The sequence below is a fragment of the Micromonospora sp. KC606 genome, from assembly GCF_004348675.1.
Taxonomy (GTDB): Bacteria; Actinomycetota; Actinomycetes; order Mycobacteriales; family Micromonosporaceae; genus Micromonospora.
On record NZ_SMKN01000116.1, the window covers coordinates 1 to 18858 of the forward strand.

General features: G+C 71.7%; 18 protein-coding genes. 9 read left to right on the forward strand and 9 right to left on the reverse strand.

All coding sequences use genetic code 11. From position 1 onward, the window contains the following. From E1193_RS20290 to E1193_RS20300, 3 genes are all read left to right on the forward strand, one after another. Positions 1-977: UbiA prenyltransferase family protein (locus tag E1193_RS20290; RefSeq protein WP_207922777.1), on the forward strand; the 977-nt coding region annotated here is incomplete at its 5' end. 71 nt (positions 978-1048) lie between these two features. Beyond that, on the forward strand, positions 1049-2104 hold the full coding sequence (locus E1193_RS20295) for a glycosyltransferase family 2 protein (protein WP_132184771.1): 1056 nt from the start codon (positions 1049-1051) through the stop codon (positions 2102-2104). Continuing rightward, positions 2101-3333 (forward strand): endonuclease/exonuclease/phosphatase family protein, encoded by a 1233-nt coding sequence (locus tag E1193_RS20300; RefSeq protein WP_132184772.1) that lies wholly within the window; start codon positions 2101-2103, stop codon positions 3331-3333. Before E1193_RS20295 ends, E1193_RS20300 begins: the two co-directional genes overlap by 4 nt. Positions 3334-3508: 175 nt before the next feature. Here the strand turns inward: E1193_RS20300 and E1193_RS20305 are convergent, their stop codons facing one another. Next, on the reverse strand, positions 3509-4462 hold the full coding sequence (locus E1193_RS20305) for an aldo/keto reductase (RefSeq protein WP_132184773.1): 954 nt from the start codon (positions 4460-4462) through the stop codon (positions 3509-3511). A gap of 236 nt (positions 4463-4698) precedes the next feature. Between E1193_RS20305 and E1193_RS20310 the strand changes: the two genes are divergently transcribed. Then, on the forward strand, positions 4699-5916 hold the full coding sequence (locus tag E1193_RS20310; protein ID WP_132184774.1) for a nucleotide disphospho-sugar-binding domain-containing protein: 1218 nt from the start codon (positions 4699-4701) through the stop codon (positions 5914-5916). Between the two features lie 26 nt (positions 5917-5942). Continuing rightward, a complete protein-coding gene (locus tag E1193_RS20315; RefSeq protein ID WP_132184775.1) occupies positions 5943-6404 on the forward strand; it encodes an S-adenosylmethionine decarboxylase in 462 nt (153 codons plus the stop codon). A gap of 133 nt (positions 6405-6537) precedes the next feature. Here E1193_RS20315 and E1193_RS20320 read toward each other — a convergent pair whose 3' ends face one another. Next, positions 6538-8139: a carboxylesterase family protein gene (locus E1193_RS20320; RefSeq protein ID WP_132184776.1), complete on the reverse strand. Its 1602-nt coding sequence runs from the start codon at positions 8137-8139 to the stop codon at positions 6538-6540. A gap of 136 nt (positions 8140-8275) precedes the next feature. On the opposite strand from E1193_RS20320, the gene E1193_RS20325 reads away from it, so the two are divergent. Further along, positions 8276-8854: a TetR/AcrR family transcriptional regulator gene (locus E1193_RS20325; RefSeq protein WP_132184777.1), complete on the forward strand. Its 579-nt coding sequence runs from the start codon at positions 8276-8278 to the stop codon at positions 8852-8854. 219 nt (positions 8855-9073) lie between these two features. Here E1193_RS20325 and E1193_RS20330 read toward each other — a convergent pair whose 3' ends face one another. The 5 genes from E1193_RS20330 to E1193_RS32005 all read right to left on the reverse strand — a co-directional run bounded on the left by E1193_RS20330 (position 9074) and on the right by E1193_RS32005 (position 12501). Then, the gene (locus E1193_RS20330; RefSeq protein WP_132184778.1) at positions 9074-9859 is read right to left on the reverse strand and encodes an SDR family oxidoreductase; all 786 of its coding nucleotides are present in this window, start codon (positions 9857-9859) and stop codon (positions 9074-9076) included. A 245-nt stretch (positions 9860-10104) separates the two neighbouring features. Continuing rightward, positions 10105-10767, reverse strand: coding sequence for a TcmI family type II polyketide cyclase (locus tag E1193_RS20335; RefSeq protein ID WP_132184779.1), 663 nt, complete (start codon positions 10765-10767; stop codon positions 10105-10107). After that, on the reverse strand, positions 10749-12041 hold the full coding sequence (locus E1193_RS20340; protein ID WP_132184780.1) for a cytochrome P450: 1293 nt from the start codon (positions 12039-12041) through the stop codon (positions 10749-10751). Before E1193_RS20340 ends, E1193_RS20335 begins: the two co-directional genes overlap by 19 nt. Then, positions 12038-12349, reverse strand: coding sequence for an antibiotic biosynthesis monooxygenase family protein (locus tag E1193_RS20345; protein ID WP_243707802.1), 312 nt, complete (start codon positions 12347-12349; stop codon positions 12038-12040). Before E1193_RS20345 ends, E1193_RS20340 begins: the two co-directional genes overlap by 4 nt. Positions 12350-12354: 5 nt before the next feature. Then, entirely contained in the window at positions 12355-12501 is a 147-nt protein-coding gene (locus tag E1193_RS32005; protein ID WP_165945786.1) for a hypothetical protein, read from the reverse strand. Between the two features lie 413 nt (positions 12502-12914). Here E1193_RS32005 and E1193_RS20350 point away from each other — a divergent pair, with 413 nt between their 5' ends. Together E1193_RS20350 and E1193_RS20355 are read left to right on the forward strand one after the other, a co-directional pair. Beyond that, positions 12915-13742 (forward strand): hypothetical protein, encoded by an 828-nt coding sequence (locus E1193_RS20350; protein WP_132184782.1) that lies wholly within the window; start codon positions 12915-12917, stop codon positions 13740-13742. Further along, the gene (locus E1193_RS20355) at positions 13726-14517 is read left to right on the forward strand and encodes a class F sortase (protein ID WP_132184783.1); all 792 of its coding nucleotides are present in this window, start codon (positions 13726-13728) and stop codon (positions 14515-14517) included. Before E1193_RS20350 ends, E1193_RS20355 begins: the two co-directional genes overlap by 17 nt. A 153-nt stretch (positions 14518-14670) precedes the next feature. On the opposite strand, the gene E1193_RS20360 is transcribed toward E1193_RS20355, so the two are convergent. Beyond that, positions 14671-17601 carry a phosphatidylglycerol lysyltransferase domain-containing protein gene (locus E1193_RS20360; RefSeq protein ID WP_132184784.1) on the reverse strand — a complete coding sequence of 977 codons (2931 nt, stop codon included), beginning with the start codon at positions 17599-17601 and terminating at the stop codon, positions 14671-14673. A gap of 323 nt (positions 17602-17924) precedes the next feature. Here E1193_RS20360 and E1193_RS20365 point away from each other — a divergent pair, with 323 nt between their 5' ends. Next, positions 17925-18320 (forward strand): response regulator transcription factor, encoded by a 396-nt coding sequence (locus tag E1193_RS20365; protein WP_243707803.1) that lies wholly within the window; start codon positions 17925-17927, stop codon positions 18318-18320. Here the strand turns inward: E1193_RS20365 and E1193_RS20370 are convergent. Beyond that, the coding region (locus tag E1193_RS20370) for a response regulator transcription factor (protein WP_132184786.1) at positions 18298-18858 on the reverse strand (561 nt) is incomplete at its 5' end. The genes E1193_RS20365 and E1193_RS20370 overlap by 23 nt on opposite strands.

Below are 18858 nucleotides of genomic sequence, written 5' to 3' on the forward strand. Positions count from 1 at the left end.
GGACCAAAGACTCCCGCACCGTCGGCCAGCCCGGCGTGACCGACCCGACCCGTCCCACCGACACCGGGCGGGCCGCCGGCCCGAGCCTGGCACGCGACCTGCTCGCCCTGATCAGACCGCACCAGTGGGCGAAGAACCTGCTCGTGGTGCCGCTGGTGCTGATCGACACCCCGCGGCTCGGGCTCGGCGTGCTCGGCCGGGTGGCCTGGGCGGTGGTGCTGTTCACCATGGTCTCCGCCCTGGTGTACGTGTGGAACGACGTCTACGACCGGCACCGCGACCGGGCCCACCCCACCAAACGGCACCGCCCGGTCGCCTCCGGCCGGGTCAGCGTCGGCGTCGCGTACGCCTTCGGCGGCCTGGTCGCCGCCGCGCTGGTCGCGGCGGTGCTGGTCGGACCGGCGTTCCCGTGGTGGCCGTTGGCGGTCTACCTGGCCCTCAACGTCGCCTACAGCCGGGGACTGAAGCACCTGCCGCTGCTGGACGTGCTGGTGGTCGCCGGCGGGTTCCTGCTGCGGGTGGTGCAGGGCTACCTGGCCGCCGGGGCGGCCGTGTCGGGCTGGCTGCTGGTGTCCGTGTTCGCCCTGTGCCTGCTGCTCATCCTCGGCAAGCGACGGCACGAGATGTCGGTCGCCGGCAGCGCCCACCGGCCCTCGCTGGCCGGCTACTCGGTGCAGTACCTGGATCTGATGATCGTGCTCTGCGCCGCGGTCGCCGTCAGCGGGTTCCTCGGCTACGTGCAGGAGACCATCCCCGCCCCGCACCAGGCCCTGGCGCTGGTCGGCTCGACTCCGTTCGCGCTGTTCGCCATCGCCCGCTACCTGCAGGTGGTCGTCGTGGACGGAGACGGCGGCGAGCCCACCCGGGTGCTGCTACGGGACCGGGCGATGCTCGTCAACACGCTGCTGTGGGGGGCGCTGCTCGGCGGCGTCCTGCTCGTCACCCAGTACCCGGGTGTGCTCGACCTCATCCCCTGACGCCGGTGCCCCCGCCCGGCGATGCTCCGTTGCTCTCCCTCCTCCACGAATACGCGACTAGGAGAAGACCGATGTCGACCCCGACCACGAATCCGCTGGTCTCGGTGATCATTCCGAACTACAACTACGGCAACTCCATCGGCCAGTGCATCGACGCCGCCGTCGGGCAGACGTACCAGCCACTGGAGGTCATCGTCGTGGACGACCACAGCACCGACGACTCCCTGGCGAAGGCCCGGCAGCGGGATGTCACCGTGCTGCAGACCCCGCGCAACAGCGGGGTGGCCGTCGCCCGCAACACGGGCGCGGCCGCCGCCCGCGGGGAGATCCTGTTCTTCGTCGACTCGGACGTGGCGCTGCGGCCGGACGCGGTCGAGAAGGCGGTCGCCGAGCTGACCACGCACCCCGAGTACGGGGCGGTCTGCGGCATCTACGAAGAGGAACCGCTGATCCGGGACAGCATCGTCGAGGAGTGCCGGGTCCTCCAGGCGTACTGCTGGCGGATGGCCTCACTGGGCGAGGTGAGCTTCCTGTTCTCGTCGTTGACCGCCGTCCCGCGTCGGGTCTTCGACGAGGTCGGTCCCTTCAACCCACGGTTACGGCAGACCGAGGAGGTCGACTACGGCGAACGGATGTCCGCCCGCTACCAGATCATGGTCACCGACCAGGTGCGCGGCTGGCACGACGATGACGACAGGCTGTTCCCGCTGCTGCGCAAGCTGTTCCGGCGGGCCCGGCTGCGGGTGCCCCTGTTCGCCCGCCGGCGCAGGTTCGCCAAGGGCTTCGAGAGCCCCGCCCGGTCCTTCGGCACGGTGGCCGCGCTCGGCGTGCTGGCCAGCCTGCCGCTGGCCGCGCTGCACCCGGCGTGGCTGCTGTTGACCGCCGTGTTGTTCGGGGTGTCGCTGTCGGCGGACGCCGAGATGTACCGGCACGTGCGGCGCAGCCGGGGCACCTCGTTCCTGACCGTGTTCACCGGCGTGGCGTTCCTGACCAACGTGGCGATCGCCGCCGGCATCTGCGTCGGCGCCGCGCAGTGGCTCTGTTCGGGCAGCTTCCGCCGGCTCTACGACGCGGACTTGTCGGCCGGCCGCAACCCGGCCGCCAAGATGGTCGAGACCGTGGCATGAGCGTCCTGCTCGACCCCGTCCCCGGCGCGGCCACCACCGCGCCGGGGGCACCCGGGGTCACTGTCGACCGCCCGGCGTCCGGCCGGGCCCCGGAGCGGAACCGGGCGGCGGCGGCCGGCACGGGGGGCGATCCGAACCGCCGGACCCGCTGGCCGCGCCGGACCCGGCTGCTGGTCACCCTGGTCGCCGCCTGGGCCGCGTTCCTCGGCGTGTTCCTGCTGCTGACCGGCGAGCACTGGTGGTGGCGGCTGGTCGAGTTGCCGCCGCCGCTGTTCTTCGCCGCCGTCCCGGCGCTGCTGCTGGCGCTCGCCCCGCTGGCCCGCCCGGTCCGCTGGCGACTGGCCGCCGCCGCGGTGTGCTGCCTGACCATCGGCCTGGACCTGGCCGGGCTGAACCCGTACGCGCTGCCCGGCGTCGGTGGCGCCACCCCGGCACCGGCGGGGGCGCTGCGGGTGTTCTCCTGGAACACCGAGTACTGGCACGACGGGGACGATCCGCGCCGGTTCTACGACCACCTGGCCGCCCAGCGGGCCGACGTCTACCTGTTGCAGGAGCACGTCGGCTGGGACCTGGCCGGGCACCGGCCGGTCCGGGTGGACCACGTGGCCGAGCTGCGCGCGCGTTTCCCCGAATACCAGGTGGTGGCGACCGGTGAGATGCTCACCATGTCCCGCTACCCGATCGTTGCGTGGCGGGGACTGGACGGCTGGCCGTACCTGGCCGACCCGGCGCGCAACGGCACACCGGCCGGCTCGGGCTTCGCCGACTACTACCGCCACAAGGTGCTCCGCACCGACCTGCGGGTCGACGGGCGGGTGCTGTCGGTCTACAACGTGCACGTGCCGGTGCAGCTGGACATCTCGATGGATCCGACGTCGCCGGAGTTCACCGGGTTCATGCGCGCCCAGCAGGACCGCCGGCAGGCCCACTACCGGGCGTTGCGGGCCGACCTGGCCGTCAACCCGCACGCGCGGCTCGTCGCCGGCGACTTCAACGCCACCTCGGCGATGGGCGAGCTGCGCGACCTGGCCGGCCAGCTCACCGACGCGGCCGTCGCCGGCGACCAGCTCTACCCGGCCTCCTGGCCGGACGGTTCGCCGAGGTGGCGGTTGGACTGGGCCTTCACCGACGGCCCGTTACGAACCCACGAGTACCGGATGGTCCCGGCACACGGCATGTCGGACCACTCGGGACAGCAGGTGACCGTCTCCCTCGGCGACGACCGCTGAGCGCCGTCCCGGGTTGCCCTGCTCCACCGGAGCAGGGCAACCCCCGCTCGCGGCATCCGCCGGGACGGTTCGCAGACGGCACCGCGGGCAGCCGGCTCGCGGCGTGCGGGGCACGGCGACGGGCAGGGGATCCGTGACATGGTCACGGATCCCCTGCCCGTCAGGGCTGCGCTGGTCAGCAGGCCTCGTCGAGGCGCTTGCGCAGCTCGGTCGGCAGCTCCAGGTCGGCTGCCGCGAGGCACTCGTCGAGCTGGGCCACCGAGCTGACCCCGACGATCGGCACGATGGCCGGATCGCCACCGGTCAACCAGCTCAGCACCACCTGGTTCGGGGTGGCGCCCAGCTCGGCGGCCACCTCCCCCAGCGCCCGCAGCCGCCGTTCGGTGCCCGGGTGCTGGTAGTGCTCCGGCAGCGGCTTGTCCGCCCGGGTGTACGTGCCCCACAGCAGGGTGCTGTACGCGAACATGGTCAGGTCGCGGCTGCGTACCAGGTCCAGCAGCTCGTCGTCGGCGTGCACGTGCCCACCCTCGGGCAGTGCGGTCGCCGGGCGCGGCAGCAGGTACGAGTAGCGCTGCTGGACCACCGTGTACGGCGTCCAACCCTGGGCGGCGGCCAGCGCCCGCGTCTCGGCCAGCCGCCAGGCGGCGTGGTTGCTGGCCCCCAGCGTGCGTACCCTGCCCTCGGTCACCGCCTCGTGGAACGTCGCCAGCGTCTCGGCGTCGGGGGTGTTCCGGTCCTCCCGGTGGGAGTAGTAGACGTCCAGGTAGTCGACGCCGAGCCGGCGCAGTGAGCCGGCGAGTTGCTCGCGGATCACCCGCGGGGCGAGCCCTTCGGCCGCGCCGTTGGCACCGAGCCCGGAACCGACCTTCGACGCCAGCACCAGCCCGTCCCGACCACCCCGGCGGGCCAGCCACCGGCCGAGCACCGTCTCGCTCTCGCCACCGCACCCACCGGGAACCCAGAAGGAGTAGCAGTTCGCGGTGTCGATCGTGGTGCCGCCGGCCTCGACGAACCGGTCCAGGATCGCGAACGACGTCTGCTCGTCGACAGTGGTGCCGAACGGCATGGCGCCGAGACAGAGTTGGCTGACCTGAATTCCCGAGCCGCCGGACAGCTCACGTTGCCTCATCAGTCCTCCCAGGTTGCGACGAGTCCGTCGGCCACAGAATAGGGACGCCGGCAGACCAAAAGCGTGCCCCGCGTCGATATCTACGACCTTCCGGGCAGACGGCGTGGCACCCAGGGCGCATCCTCGCGGATGCGTCGGCGTCGCCACCTTGTCCACACTGGTCTGTGCTTCGTACGGTCGCCGTCGGGAGGGCAGCCGGTCGGCGAGCGGGGCCCGGTCACGAGAGGAAAGCCACCATGCGTGTCGGACTGGTACCCGGGGTGTGGTCGTACGGGCTCGGCTCGGTCTCCACCGTGCTCGCCGTGTACGAGGCGGTCCGCCGCGCGGGCCACACCCCGGTGCTGTTCGCCAGCCCGCACTTCCGGCCGGTCCTGGACCGGCTGGGCGTGCCGGCGGTGGCGATCCCGGGGCCGGCGCAGGCGTCCTACCCGGACGACCCGGGCACGGTGCTACGCCTGGACGACCTGCTGTCCCGCTCCGCGTACGCCGACCGTGACCTGGTGGAGACGGTGCTGGCCGCGCAGTTGCGGGCCTTCCGCGCGCACCGCGTACAGGTGCTGTTCCACGACTACGACCTGACCACCGTGGTGGCCGGGGCGTTGTCCGGGATCCCGGTGGTGTCCCCGGTGACCTGGCCGGACCACCGCCTGTTCGGCCGGGGCAGCGCCGGCTGGGCTCCGCTCGACACCCGGGCGCTGGCGGCGTTCCGCCCGGCGCTGCGCCGCAGCCGGGCCCCGGAGCCGGCGTCGCTGTCCGAGGTCCTCTTCGACTGGAGCACCCGGCTGGTCTATCCGCTGACGCCGGAGCTGGATCCGCTGGTCGCCCGGCACAGCACCGGCGAGTACGTCGGCCAGCTGACCGCCGCCGCGTTGGACCGGCACGTCGCCGCCGGGCCGACGGACTGGCCCCGGCCGGGACGGACCGGGGTGCTGGCCTACACGAGCGGGCCGCCGATGGACGCCGACTGGTACTACCGGCACTGCCTGCGGGCGTTCGAGGGCTCGACGGTGGACGTGCTGATCGCGGCGGGACGGCCCGACGCCGTACCGCCACGGGTGTCGCCGGCCGGCAACGTGCAGCTGTGGCCGCTGCTGCCGCTGCGTGACCTGTTCGGCCGGGCGAGCGCGCTGCTGTGCCACGGCGGCCGGGGCACGCTGGCCAGCGCGGTGCACGCCGGCGTACCGCTGCTGGTCTTTCCCGGCGACGACCCGGAGCGGGAGTACTTCGCCGACATGCTGGCCCGCCAGGGGCTGGCCGCCAACTGCGGGCCCGCCGACTGGCGACCGGAACGGTTGCGGGAGCTGGTCGCGCAGGCCGCCACCGTCCGGTCGGCCCGCACCGCGGCCGTCGCCGCCGTGCCGCCCCGCGCCGGGCCGGGCGGCCCCGCCCGCGTCGTCTCGATCATGCAGGAACTGACCGCCGACCCGGTCCGGCTGCTCTCCCGGGCCAGCTGAGACCGGACCACCTTCGAGGAGATTCGATGATCCGCCGCCACGTCACCGGCCACCCAGCCGAGGACCACTATGGTGACGAGCTGACCCTGCGGTTGTCCGGGGTCGCCGACACCCGCGCGTTGCACGACGACGACGCGCTGCACACCTTCATGCGCGATCTGGTCGCCCGCATCGGCATGACGGTGATCGCCGGGCCGTTGGTCGCCACCGAGGAGGGACCGCCGCACCAGGCGGGGAAGTCGGCGGTGGTGATCCTCGCCGAGTCGCACGCCGCGATCCACACCTACCCCTGGCTCGGCGAGATCTTCGTCAACATCTTCTCCTGCAAGCCGTTCCGTGAGGAGGACGTGCTGGACGAGCTGGCCGGCCTGGTGGGTGGCTTCGAGGTCACCGAGCGGTCGCTGACCCGGCGCGGCGAGGACTGGCCGCGGGCCCTCGGTCCGGCCAGCCGGCTGTGGCGCAGCCAGCGCCGGCGCCCGGCCGCCTGAGAGAGTGAGCCGGCCCCGCACCACGACAAAACCCGGTGAATATTCATGGAAACCGCACGAGTGGCCCCGCCCCGGGAAGCGCGGAGCGGCCCCGGTGCGCGAAGCGCCGGGGCCGTTCGGCAGGAGTTCGGGGTCAGCTCAGGCTCGTCCAGAACGCGTACTGGTGGTCGCGGGTGAACTCGGTCGGCTTCCAGCGCCCCGACGTGAGCGACTGCACATGCGGGCGGCGCTCGGTGAACCGCTGCCAGCCGCCGTCACGTCGGCCGTTGGGGTTGCCGTCCTCGGCGAACCGCGTCCACGCACCGATCAGCCGGTCGGCGAGGCGGCCCTGCGTCCGGGTGAGCGTGGGGAAGAGCGCCATGTCGAACTGGTACGCCAGCTCGGCCATGTGCTGGGCCCGCCACGGGAAGCTCGGCTCGTCGTAACCCACGAACCACGGCGTCTCCTCCTCGGCGAACTCGAACATGTACGTCCGCGTCCAGGCTGACAGCAGCTTCGCGGTGTCGTAGGTCGGCTTCGCCCAGTCCCGGTCGGTCCCGATCGTCGCCAGCGCCAGCCCTGCGGAGTTGCCGTACGCCGACAGCGGATACCGGGCCAGGATCCTGCCGGCGCCGGCGCCGTACTGCTCGCGGACCGTCGGCTCGTACGCCTCCGGCGGGATGGGCGACCCGCCCGGGATGATCTCCATGCCGGCGTACCTACCGTTCTCCTCGTCGTGGTTCACGCCAATGAGGACGGGGACGCGGTTGAACCGGCCGGTGCGGAACGCCTCCGCGGGGCTCAGCGGCAGTAGGGGTGTGCCGGACACCGGGCGCGGTTCGCCCCACGGCCCGTACGCCTCCAGCAGTTCGGCGACGGTGGTCTCGGATGACCGCAGGCACGCGGCCACGTCGCCGGCCTCGTCGCAGCCGACGGCTTTGATCACACCGTCGCTGTCGGCCTCCGCCTCGGCGCGGGTGCGGGATCCGCCGGTGGCACAGGGCCCGCTCTGGATGATCGCGCGGTCGAACAGCCCCGCCGACATCGGTGAGGCGAGATGGTCGCAGACCGCGTACCCGCCACCGGACTGGCCCATGATCGTGACGTTGCCGGCGTCGCCACCGAACCCGTCGATGTTGGCCCGCACCCAACGCAGCGCGGCCTGCTGGTCTTCAAGCGCGTAGCTGCCCGAGCCGTAGGCCGAGCCGGCGTCGAGGGCGGGATCGGTCAGGAACGACATGACGCCGAGTCGGTAGTTCATCGAGACCACGACAGCGTCGGCGGCGAGGCGGTTCGGCCCGTACATGTCGCCGGTGCCGTACATCATGCTGCCGCCGTGAATCCAGACGATGACCGGCAGGTCGTCGCCCTTGTGGCCAGGTGTGGTGACGTTCAGGTGGAGGCAGTCCTCCGCCTCGCCGGGCACGCCGATGGGCAGGCCGGCGGGCTGGGCGCAGGCCGGACCGGGGCGGGTGGCGTCGCGAACGCCGGTCCAGGCCGCGGCGGGCTGCGGTGAGGTCCAGCGTCCAGGCGGCGCGGCGTACGGGATGCCCTGGAACGATCGCAGGCCACCTTGGACGGTGCCGCGGACGCCGCCTCTGTCGGTGGGGACGACGGCGGGGTCGCCGGGCGCCGCGGACGCCGGCGGTGCCGTGCCGATCGCGCCGGCGGCCAGCGCCGCCGTGACCAAGCCCGCGAGGGCCGGCTTCCGCAGGCCCGCGAGGGCCCGCTCGCGGGGTCGGGCAGAGGTGTCCATAGGTGGCTCTCCTGTCGGTGGCGGGACCGGAGTGGTCGTACCGAGAACCGTAGGTCAGATTTAGGCGATCGCGCAATGCGTTCGTCTGAGGCGATCGCATAAAACCATCGCGCCATCGATTGCTACGCTGCTGGCCATGGGAAACCGGGAAGCACTCCTTGCCGGGGCCAAGGCATGCCTCCTCGACAAGGGTTTCGACCGCACGACCGTCCGCGACATCGCCACCACGGCGGGCGTGAGCATGGCCGCGATCGGTTACCACTTCGGCTCCCGGGAGAACCTGCTGTTCCAAGCCCTGTTCTCGATCCTTGACGAGTGGGGGGACGTCGCCGGGCGCGCGCTCGTCCCGGCCGATGCGCCCGATCTCAGCCCCGCCGAGGCATACGAGCGGATGTGGGACGAGCTGCTCGCGCAGGCCCGCGCCCACCCGAGGATGTGGCTCGTCTCCATCGATCTGTTCCTGCGGGCGCAGCGGCAGCCCGACCTGCTGCCGCAGCTCACCGAGGGCATCCGGCAGGGGCGCAGCGGCATGGCGGCGATCCTGGAGAGCGTCCCCGAGGCCGACGTGCCCGAGCGGTCCGTACGCACCCTCGGCCTGGTTCAGCTCGCGCTGATGTCCGGCGTGATCATGCAGATGCTCTCCGACCCCGACAACCCCGTCACCGGCGCCGACGTGGTCGCCGGGCTACGCGCGCTGGCGAAGATTACCGGCTAGGCTGCCCCTCCCCCGCGTGCCTGAAGGACGGCTCCACTTCATGCGCGATCTGGTCGCCCGCATCGGCATGACGGTGATCACCGGGCCGTTGGTCGCCACCCGGCGCGGCGAGGACTGGCCCGGGCCCTCGGTCCGGCCAGTCGGCTGTGGCGCAGCCGACGCCGGCGCCCGGCCGCCCGAGACCGGGTCCGGACCGGACCTACCGGTGTCGCGGAGTTGTCAGCGGGCGGACCAGCCGCCGTCGGAGGCCACGGTCTGGCCGGTGATCCAATCGGCTTCGTCGCTGAGCAGCCAGGCAACCAGGCGAGCGGTGTCTGTTGGTGTGCTCCATCGGCCTCCGGGGTTGAGCGCCGCTACCGCCGCCCGTACCTCGTCGTCGGCGTAGCCGGTGTCGTTCGGGCCGGGGTTGATGCAGTTCACCGTGATACCTCGGTGAATGAGGTGCACGGCCAGGCTACGGGTGAGTTCATGCAACGCCGCCTTGGAGGCGATGTACGGCAGTTCGGCCGGCATCGCGTCGTGGTACTGCCCGGAGGTGAACAGCAGGACCCGGCCACCGCCGCGACTGTCGTCGTGCTGGGCGGCGAACGCCTTGACGAGCAGCAACGTCGCACGGGTGTTGACCGCGTAACTGAGGTCCAGTTCGGCGGCGGTGAGATCTTCGAGGCCCTGCGCGACACTGCGGGCGTGATTGGCGATCACGGCGTCCACATGGCCGAACGCTGCTCTGGCCTGCTCGACCAGAGCTGCCGGGGCTTCCGGGTCCGCAAGATCGGCGGACGCGTGCTCGACCCTGCCACCGCTGCTACGCAGCTCGTCCACCAGCGACTCCGGACCGTGGGGATCAGCACCCCACGGCTGCCCGGCGTCGTACGCGGTCCAGGAGTGGAGAAGGACGGCGGCACCCTCAGCGACGGCGCGCCGGGCTATGGCCGCGCCGATCGCGATTCTGCGGCTCGCCCCGGTCACTATCAGGACACGACCCTGCAAGCGAGAGATCGTCACGCGCCGATCCTGTCCGGGGGCGAGTCCGAGCGCAGCCGAATATCGGTGTTTCGCGGCGCCCGCTCATCGGCTACCTGCGCGATGGCGGTTGGCTCGTTGCCCGGCCGGGCTTCGGTCCGGGCGTCGGGCTGTCGCGGTGGAGGCAACCGAGCCGGTCGAAGAATCGACCGGCTCCGTTGCGACGGCTCGCGCGCCGGGACCTGTGCCGCGCCACCGAGGCGGGGCGCGTCCCGCCGTGGTGGTCTTCAGTCCTGCGCCCGCCACCGGTAGAACACGTTCGCCAGCGAGTCCTTCGGGCTGCGCCAGGCCTCGGGACGGTACGGGCCGATGTACGGGCTGAGGTCCTGCATCACCTTGGCGAACGCCGGTTTGCTGTGGTCGTGCCGGTTGGCCTCGGCGACGGATTCGTCCTGCTCCAACAGGTGGACGTACACGTCGTCGATCGAGTACAGCCAGCGCCCGGCGACACCCAGCTCGGCTGGCAGCGATCCGGCGTCGGACTCGGCGAAGACGCGTGCCACGTCGGGCTCGGCTCCCGGCTTGATTCGGCCCACGATGACGAGCAGCGTGGTGTTCGTGGGCCTCGGCCCGTCCGGCGCCCAGTGGTAGAACTCCTTCGCCACCGAGTCCGACGCGGACTTCCAGTACCTCGGGTACGGCGTCACGTACGGCCCGATCTCCTCGGCGATCTTCTGGAACGCGGGCAGCCCGCGGTTCTGGCCCGACACCTTGGGGTCTTGCTTGCGCTCGATGATGTGCAGGTAGAGGTCGTGGTGCGACAGCAGCATCCGCCCGATGACGCCGAGGTCCTGCGGGCGGGTGGCGTTGTCGTAGTGCCCGAAGACGTCGCCGACCGTCTTCTCGCTGCCAGGAACCATGTGGCAGACGATCACGTTGCGGAAGACCATGTTCTCTCCTTGGTGGGATTGGATGGGCGGGACGCGTCGGGCGACGGCGCTGAGGCACCGAATCGCACGGGCAGCTCCAGCAGGCCGCGGAACGGCGAGGCCGCCGGCAGCCGGCGCAGTTCCTCGACCGGCACGGCCAGCCGCAGGTCGGGCAGCCGGCGCAGCATCGCCCCGATACCGAGTTGCGCCTCCAGCCGGGCCAGCGAGACTCCCAGGCAGTAGTGGACGCCGTGGCCGAAGCCGATGTGCGGGCCGCGTTCACGGGTGACGTCCAGCCGGTCGGGGTCGTCGAACTGCGCCGGGTCGTGGTTGGCCGAGTTGATCGCCACGCCGACGATCGACCCGCGTGGGATGCGCACGCCCTGGTACTCGACCTCTTCACGGGCGATCCGGGGGCTGGCCACCGGTAGGGGGCCGTCGAACCGGAGCAGTTCCTCGATCGCCTCGGGCAGCAGCTCCGGCTTGCCGCGCAGCAGGGCGAGCTGGTCGGGATGGGTCAGCAGGGCCAACGTCGCGTTGCCGAGAAAGTCCGCAGTGGTCTGATGCCCCGCGAACAGCAGCAGGAACGTCATGGTGACCAGCTCCCTCTCGGACAGCCTCCCCGCCTGGTCGCAGGCGGCGATCAGGTCGCTGAGCAGGTCGTCGGCGGGCTTCGCGCGCTTGGTCCGCACGAAATCGGCGAGGTAGTGGTGCAGCAGCAGCTGGGCCTCCTGCACGGCGGCCCGGTCTTCGTCGGGGCGCTTGGCCGACCCGGACGTCCTGATCACCTGCGTCCAGGCGAGGACCGGCTCGTGGTCGGCCTCGGGTATCCCGAGCAGCTCGCAGATCACCACCATCGGCAGTGGGATCGCGAAGTCGCGCATCAGCTCGGCCTCGCCCCGACCGACGATCCGGCCCAGCAAAGTGTCCACGATCTCCGCCACGCGGGGGCGCAGCGCCTCGATGCGGCGCGGCGCGAACGCCTGGGACACGATGCGCCGCAGCCGGCTGTGCTCCGGCGGGTCAGAATTGAGCATGTTCCGGTTCAACGCCTCGGAGTTCGGCCCGAAGATCCGCAGGTAGTGCTGGTCGGGGCCGTACAGGTCCTTGGACAGCCGGGAATCCGTCAGCGCCGCCCTGGCGTCGTCGAACCGGCTGATCAGGTACGAGTCGAACCGCGGCCCCTTGACCAGGCAGACGGGCGTGTCCTCTCGCAGCCTGGCGAAGGCGGGGTAAGGGTCGACGGCGAACTCTTCGGTGTAGAACTCGGACGCGGACATGACCGGCTCGGTCATCGTGGCTCCTCCGGCTCGCTGCGCACGCTGTGCACGATCTGGTAGGTGTGCCGCTGAGCGGACTCCCGGAGTTCGCGGATCACGCGCAGCAGGTGGTCGCGGTGCTCACTGCGGCCGAAGGCGTCGAGCCGTTCCCGGTCCGCCCAGTCACTCATGATCAGGTAGCAGCGCGGGTCGTCGGCGTCGCGGACCAGTTCCTGGCGCAGGCAGCCGTCGAGCGTACGGATCTTCTCCGCCACCGCCAGCCACTCGGCCTCGAACCGCTGCTCGCAGCCCTCCCGGGTACGCATCGCCAGTACGGTGCGCACCGGCGTCACGTCGCGCTCCCGGACACCGCTCGCAGGTTCCTCCGCAGCGCGTCGACCTCCCCGCGGGTCAGTCCGATCACCGCCCGCCGCCGGGGCTCCACGACGGCTCCGCAGCCCGGGCGGGCGGGCATCCGGACCATGGTCCTGATCATGGAGTCCCCTTTCGACGGCCGGCGCGAGACGGGGCGTGGGCTGAACGAACACCGCTGGCCCCAGCAGCGAGTCTGCGGAGCCGGCGTCACTGCGGCGTCACCGCGCAGGGGCCACCGTGAGCGCTGCGATGACAGTGGTCGACTCCGGTGCGCGGGTGGACGACCGGAGTGAGCCCCGCCGTCCCGAATGCGTCCGGCGCCGGCGCTCGGCCCCGCCGCGCTGACCGGCCGGGGCGCTCACCCCAACCTGCCACGAACCGGACTTTCGCCCTAGAGCATGGCAAACATTCACGTATAGCATGTGAGACCTTCTTTACGTTAGAAACCCGGAAAACGTTCTGATCTCAGCAGGAACTGCCATAACGTCCCTCATGGCTCGCCCATCTGAGCCGACGAGAGAAGGAGTGAGGAACATGTCGAAGAGTTTTCTGACCAAGCTCGCCGGCGGCGTGGTGCTGGGCAGCGCCGCCCTGCTGATCGCGGCACCCGCCACCGCGCTCGCCGCGTCCGATGGACCGACCAAGGAGCCCAACAACTCGAACCACGAGCGGGAGTGGAAGAGGGACTCGAACGACAGGAACGACCAGAACAACCGGAACGACCGAGAGAACCGGAACGACCGGGACAACCGAAACGGGAACGAAAAGGACAACAAAGACAACAAGGACAAAAAGGGGGGTGAAGGCGACAGAACCGACAAGGACGACAAGAACAACAAGAACGACAGGGCCAAGACCTTCACGCTGCGCGACAAGAACGGCAACGGGGTCGTCTGCGCCACCAACGACCAGAACGTCGAGGCCGGCGTCGCCCAGACCATCAGCAACAACACCATCTCGGGCGGTGTCAACTACTTCAACCAAAGCGGGGTGGCCTCGGCGACGCTCGACGTCAACAACGTCCGGGCCACCGTCGTCTGCATCCGCGACATCGACGTCGACGTGGAAGTGAAGGAGGATCTGCTCAACGACATCCTCCAGACGGTTCAGCTCGCCGGCGCCGGGGTCGGGACGCCGCTGGGCCAGCCGACCGGCATCCCCGCCCTCGGCGGCGCGTACGCGGGCCCGAACGGCGCCTGGGTGCTCCCGGCGAACGGCAGCGTCGCGGCCGGTGAGGGTGGCGCGTTCGCCGACTCCAACACCGGTTCGCTGGTGGCGGCCGGCACGGGCATGATGGGCGTGGCCGCGCTCGGCGGCTTCGGGCTGCTGCGTCGGCGGTCCGTCGATGGCACTGTCGCCTAAGGCGGCCAGGAGCGCCAGCGGCCGCCATGGATCCCCATGGCGTGCCGCTGGCCTCGTCCTGGTCGTCCTCTTCATGCTGACCGGGGCGGGACTGATCGGGCTCGCGGCCACGGCTCCGGATCCGGTCCGGCCGCCACAGCCCGACGCCGCCGCCGCACCGCCGTTCCTGCTGTCACCGACGCCGAGCGCAGCCGGCGCCTCGCCGACGGCCGGTACGGCCACGGACAACGCCGAGAAGACGCCGGGCACCGGGAACCGCCGCGACGGCGGGCCCGCCGTGGGGAGTCCGGCTCCCTCACCGAAGGCGGCCGGGATGCCACGGTCACAACCCACCCGCGTCCGGATCCCGAAAATCGGCGTCGACGCGACGACGAACCCGCTCGGGCTGGACAAGAACCAGCAGATCGCGGTCCCGCCGGCCAAGCTGGCCGGGTGGTACAAGCTGGGACCGAGCCCCGGCGAACCCGGCACGGCCGTGTTGGTGGGCCACCTCGACTCCCGTTCCACCGGGCCGGCGGTCTTCTTCCGCCTCGGCGCGCTGAAACCGGGCGACACCATCGAGGTGCTCCGCAAGGACGGCACGACGGCCCGCTTCATCGTCGACGGCGTGGTTCGCTACCCGAAGAAGAACATCCCCGCCAACCTGGTCTACAGCCACAACGGCACCCCGCAGCTGCGGTTGATCACGTGCGGCGGCGACTACGACAAGAAGGCGAAGTCGTACAAGGACAACACCGTGGTGTTCGCGACCCTGGCCACGGAACGTGCCAGGTGAGGCTCTGACCACGCGAACCTCGGGCCGGTGCGGGCGACAAGCAGCCCCCGGGGACGGCGTACCGATGCTCCCCGGCATCGGTACGCCGGGCTGGCCGTTCGCCGCCTGCTCCGCCCGGTCACCCGCTTTCGACCACGTCCGACCGGGCCGCGGTCACGCGTCGTGGCCCACCAGCCGGCCGATCACCGGAAGCTCGGAGACCCCCTCCGCGCCGACGATGGCCAGGCCCTGCGCGGCGGCGTTGCCCGACCCGGACAGCAGCACGTACCGGGGCCGCCACATCGGTTGGTACTTGTCGTTGAACCGCCACAGCGACTCCATCTGGGTCGTTCCCCCGAAACGCTGCACCAGCCACCGCTGCAGGTCGGTGAGCCGGCCCTGGCCGCGCTCGCCCGCCAGGACCGAACGCATCACCGCGAAGTTCAACCCGAGACCCCACTGCCCCCGCTCCCGCAGGTGGTGGATGGTCTCGATGATGACGAAGTCCGTCAGCCCGTTGGGCAGTTCGGTGTCGGTGCGCCGGCGCATCACGTCGAGTGACCACCCGGCGATGTCCGCCGCCGGTGTCCACTGGCAGAACGCGTCGACGCGGCCGTCCGGGCCGTACGCGACGGTCAGCAGCAGACCGGTGTCTTCGGGGTCGAACAGCCGCGACAGGGTCATCGAGAACCCCCGTTCCGCCTCACCGTGCCGGCTCTGCGTCGACAACCCGCGCAGCTCGTCGGCCAGCGCCGGCGACAGCCTCGCCGGATCGTAGAACCGGGTGGTGTACCCGGCCCGCTGCACCCGCCGGTAGGCGCCGCGCAGGCCCTTCATCGGGCGCCCGTCGAGGCTGAAACTGCCGCAGTCGACAATCGCCTCGTCACCCAGGTACACCGGCCGCAGCGCGGCTGCCTGGTAGACCGGCAGCCAGCCCTCGGCCGCGCCGACCACCGTGACCGGCCAGCCGTGCCGGTCGGCGTACGCCAGGAACTGCGCCCACGCGTCCGTCCACTGCTCGGGCGGCCCGATCGGGTCCGGCGAGACCAGACACACCCCGTCGCGAACGTGGTAGGCCACCACACAGTCACCGGTGAAGAACCAACTCTTGTCCGACCGCAGGGCGAAGTACCCCAGGGTGTCCCCGCCGTACCGCCGGACGAGGGCCCGCGCCCTGTCCAGGTCGGCGCGGTGCTCGGCCGCGCTCGGCCGGTGGTGCCGCCTTGGCCGCAGCAGCAGCCAGCCGGCGCCCAGCAGCAGGCTGCACCCGACTGCGGCCAGCGCCGGCGCCACCAGCCGACCCGTCGACGGCAGCGGCGCATCGGTGGCGCCGACCATCCGTGCCGCGACCACGCGAGCCGTGTGCCGGGTGGCCAGGTGCGCGCCCGCAGTCGCCGTCAACCACACGGAGACGGCGACGACGAGCAGGCCACCGGCCAGCAGGACCGTGACCGCCGCCCGCACCTGGCCCCGGTCGGGATGGGTCGGAAACGCCGCCCGGTGCCGGATCAGCCAGCCGGCCACCACGACGGCGAGCAGGGATTCCCCGACGTCGAGACCCTTGACGAGGTGCAGCACGGCCGACACGGCGAGCAGGCCGAGCGCCACCCCGCACGCCAGGCTGCGGCCGCGACGCAGGCCCCAGGCGACCAGCAGCAGGGCGATACTGACGAAGACCACACCGGCGGCTGCCGCCTGCGGTGCCTCGATCGGCAGCCATTCCAGCAGCGCGACCAACCGGCCCCGCAGTGGCGGCGTCACCGCCGACACCAGGTTGAGCACCGCCATGGCGCCGACCACGAGGGCGGCCCTGCGCCGCACCCGTTCGTACCTGGCGCGGCGAGCCAGCGCGGACTGCTGCACCGGCCAGCCCACCTGGCCGGGCACCGTGGCAACCACCGCGGGCGTGTCGGGTACCGACCGGTGGCGCCGGGCGACGAGCCGCTCCAGCCGGGTCGCCGCGCCGGCGGTCGACTCGCCCACCACCAGCCGCACCCGTACCTGCTGCTCCACGTCGACCTCGACCCAGCTGCGGCGCAGCACCGGCAGGAACACCGGCGGCAGAAACCAGCGGGCGCGTCGCGCCTCCACCACTCGCGTCGCACAGCCACTGTTGGCGTAGAAACCCCCCGCCAGCGCCGCGAGCTCGGGCCGGTGCGTGTGCCCGGTGATGAATCCCGCCAGACCTGCTTCGCACAGTGCGGCGGCGGCGGCCTTCGGGGGCCCGTTGACCCGCGTTCCGCGCGGAGCCAGCCGGCTGCCGGCCAACGACGCGTACAGGGCACGGGCCACCAGCACCGCCAGGACCACCAGCAGGACCACGTCGGCGACCAGGGTTACCCCGGAGATCAGCAACCACCGCTCGACGCGGGCGATCGCGGCCGAGTGCGCCAGCAGCCGCACCATGAACGGCGCGCGCAGGAGCAACGCCAGCACCGCCGGCAACAGCAACCACCAGACGCGCGGGCCCAACTGCCGGTATACCAGCCGCGAGGCGAGAAACCGCCCGATCGCGCCCGGGTCGGCGAGGGCACCGGCGTCGGCCACCATCGGGGTGCCCCGGACGTGCGGCAACACCTCCTGCACGATGTGCTGACCCAGCGGCGAGTCCAGGGGATTACGCGGATCGCGCAGTGCGTTCGCCGGGTCGAACGCGTGCCCGTGTTCGCAACGCACCACACGCGGTCCGGCCGGCGTGTCGAACCGCAGGTCCACCGAGAGCGCGCACCGACCGCCGAGCCGATCGGCCACGACCGCCGCCGACACCCCGTCCCAGGCGATCGCCGAGTCGTGGTTACCCACCACCACGACCAGTTCCCGGCCCTGCCCCCGGCTGAAGTCGCGCAGCGCCGCGGTCAACCCCGGATGGGCGTCGAGCGCGCCGTCGACCGTACCGCCGGGCTCGCCCCACAACTCGAACGCGTCTCCGTTCAGGACCACGACGCCGGGGCCCGAGCACCGCCCCAGCCGTGCCACCAGATCACTCTCGAACTGAGCGGAGGCGGCCGACCGGACCTGCCCCAGATGCAGGTCACTGAAGACGAGGGCCGTGGCGTCGGCAGGCAGCGGCACCGTCAATCGGTCCGGCACCGAGGCGGCGGGCACCGGCCCACCGGATGGTGCCGGACCGCCGGGGGGAGCCACCACCGCCGCATCGACGCCTATCACGTGACCTCCCATACGCCGAGTCGCCGCCAACGGCCGGCCGGGTTGGTGAGCGTGTGCTCGGTGCCGTCGCCGAGGCCCGGTCGCGCGTCCACGTCGACTAGTTTCCGGCTTCCGGCGTCACAGGGCCTCACCGCCAGCACCCGTCCTTGCTGGGGGCTGGCTGCAACCGGGCCGACCACAGCAGTCACCCGTTCGTTGTCCAGCTAGCCGGAATGCCACGACCGCCATCGGCTGGAACGCTTGGCTTCATGCTGCGCTGCATGATCGTCGACGACAGCCGGTGGTTCCTCGACGCCGCCCGCGTGCTGCTCAACCGTGAGGGCGTCACGGTCGTGGGCGTGGCGTCGAACGGCGCCGAGGCGCTGCGGCGCGTCGAGGAGCTCCGACCCGACGTGGTGCTGCTCGACATCGATCTGGGCGGCGAGAGCGGCTTCGAGCTGGCCCGGCGACTACAGCGGGAGGATGGCCGGCAGACGGCTCGCCTGATCCTCATCTCCACCCACGACGAGGAGGACTACGCGGAGCTGATCGCAGCCAGTCCGGCGGTGGGCTTCCTGCCCAAGGTCACGTTGTCGGCCACCGCCATCAGAGGGCTGCTGGAGCGACGGGACGGGGTCGACCACGCCGACCGGTTCAGCGGGCCTCGAGGAACCTGAGCACCGCCAGGACACGGCGGTGATCCTCGTCGGCCTCAACCAGATCCAGCTTGGCCAGGATGCTACGGACGTGCTTCTCCACGGTGCCCTCGGTAACCCACAGTCGCCGGGCGACGCCCGCGTTGGAACGCCCCTCGGCCATCAGCGCCAGCACCTCCCGTTCCCGCTCGCTCAGCACGGCGAGGGGGTCGTTACGCCGGCGCGCCGACACCAGCTCCTGCACCAGTGCCGGGTCGACCACCGATCCTCCGTGCGCGACCCGTTCCAGGCTGTCGACGAACTCCGCGACGTCGCTGACCCGGCTCTTGAGCAGGTAGCCGACGCCGCGACCGCTGACCAGCAGCTCCATCGCGTGCTCCACCTCGACGTGGGCGGACAGGACGAGCACAGCGGTACCGGGGCGATCCCTGCGGATGTCGCGGGCGGCCTCCAGCCCTTCGGAGGTGTGGGTGGGTGGCATCCTGATGTCCACCACGACCAGATCGGGCGTGGTGGCCCGCGCGAGCTCGACGAGCTGCCGCCCGTCCCCCGCCTGCCC

What these genes read in the sequence shown, in the direction of transcription:
- E1193_RS20320 (WP_132184776.1), bottom strand. Translation starts at nt 8,139, where the DNA reads ATGGACACCTCTGCCCGACCCCGCGAGCGGGCCCTCGCGGGCCTGCGG.
- E1193_RS20340 (WP_132184780.1), bottom strand. Translation starts at nt 12,041, where the DNA reads ATGACCGAGCCGGTCATGTCCGCGTCCGAGTTCTACACCGAAGAGTTC.
- E1193_RS20355 (WP_132184783.1), top strand. Translation starts at nt 13,726, where the DNA reads ATGGCACTGTCGCCTAAGGCGGCCAGGAGCGCCAGCGGCCGCCATGGA.
- E1193_RS20295 (WP_132184771.1), top strand. Translation starts at nt 1,049, where the DNA reads ATGTCGACCCCGACCACGAATCCGCTGGTCTCGGTGATCATTCCGAAC.
- E1193_RS20305 (WP_132184773.1), bottom strand. Translation starts at nt 4,462, where the DNA reads ATGAGGCAACGTGAGCTGTCCGGCGGCTCGGGAATTCAGGTCAGCCAA.
- E1193_RS20300 (WP_132184772.1), top strand. Translation starts at nt 2,101, where the DNA reads ATGAGCGTCCTGCTCGACCCCGTCCCCGGCGCGGCCACCACCGCGCCG.
- E1193_RS20310 (WP_132184774.1), top strand. Translation starts at nt 4,699, where the DNA reads ATGCGTGTCGGACTGGTACCCGGGGTGTGGTCGTACGGGCTCGGCTCG.
- E1193_RS20335 (WP_132184779.1), bottom strand. Translation starts at nt 10,767, where the DNA reads ATGGTCTTCCGCAACGTGATCGTCTGCCACATGGTTCCTGGCAGCGAG.
- E1193_RS20365 (WP_243707803.1), top strand. Translation starts at nt 17,925, where the DNA reads ATGATCGTCGACGACAGCCGGTGGTTCCTCGACGCCGCCCGCGTGCTG.
- E1193_RS32005 (WP_165945786.1), bottom strand. Translation starts at nt 12,501, where the DNA reads ATGATCAGGACCATGGTCCGGATGCCCGCCCGCCCGGGCTGCGGAGCC.
- E1193_RS20325 (WP_132184777.1), top strand. Translation starts at nt 8,276, where the DNA reads ATGGGAAACCGGGAAGCACTCCTTGCCGGGGCCAAGGCATGCCTCCTC.
- E1193_RS20350 (WP_132184782.1), top strand. Translation starts at nt 12,915, where the DNA reads ATGTCGAAGAGTTTTCTGACCAAGCTCGCCGGCGGCGTGGTGCTGGGC.
- E1193_RS20315 (WP_132184775.1), top strand. Translation starts at nt 5,943, where the DNA reads ATGATCCGCCGCCACGTCACCGGCCACCCAGCCGAGGACCACTATGGT.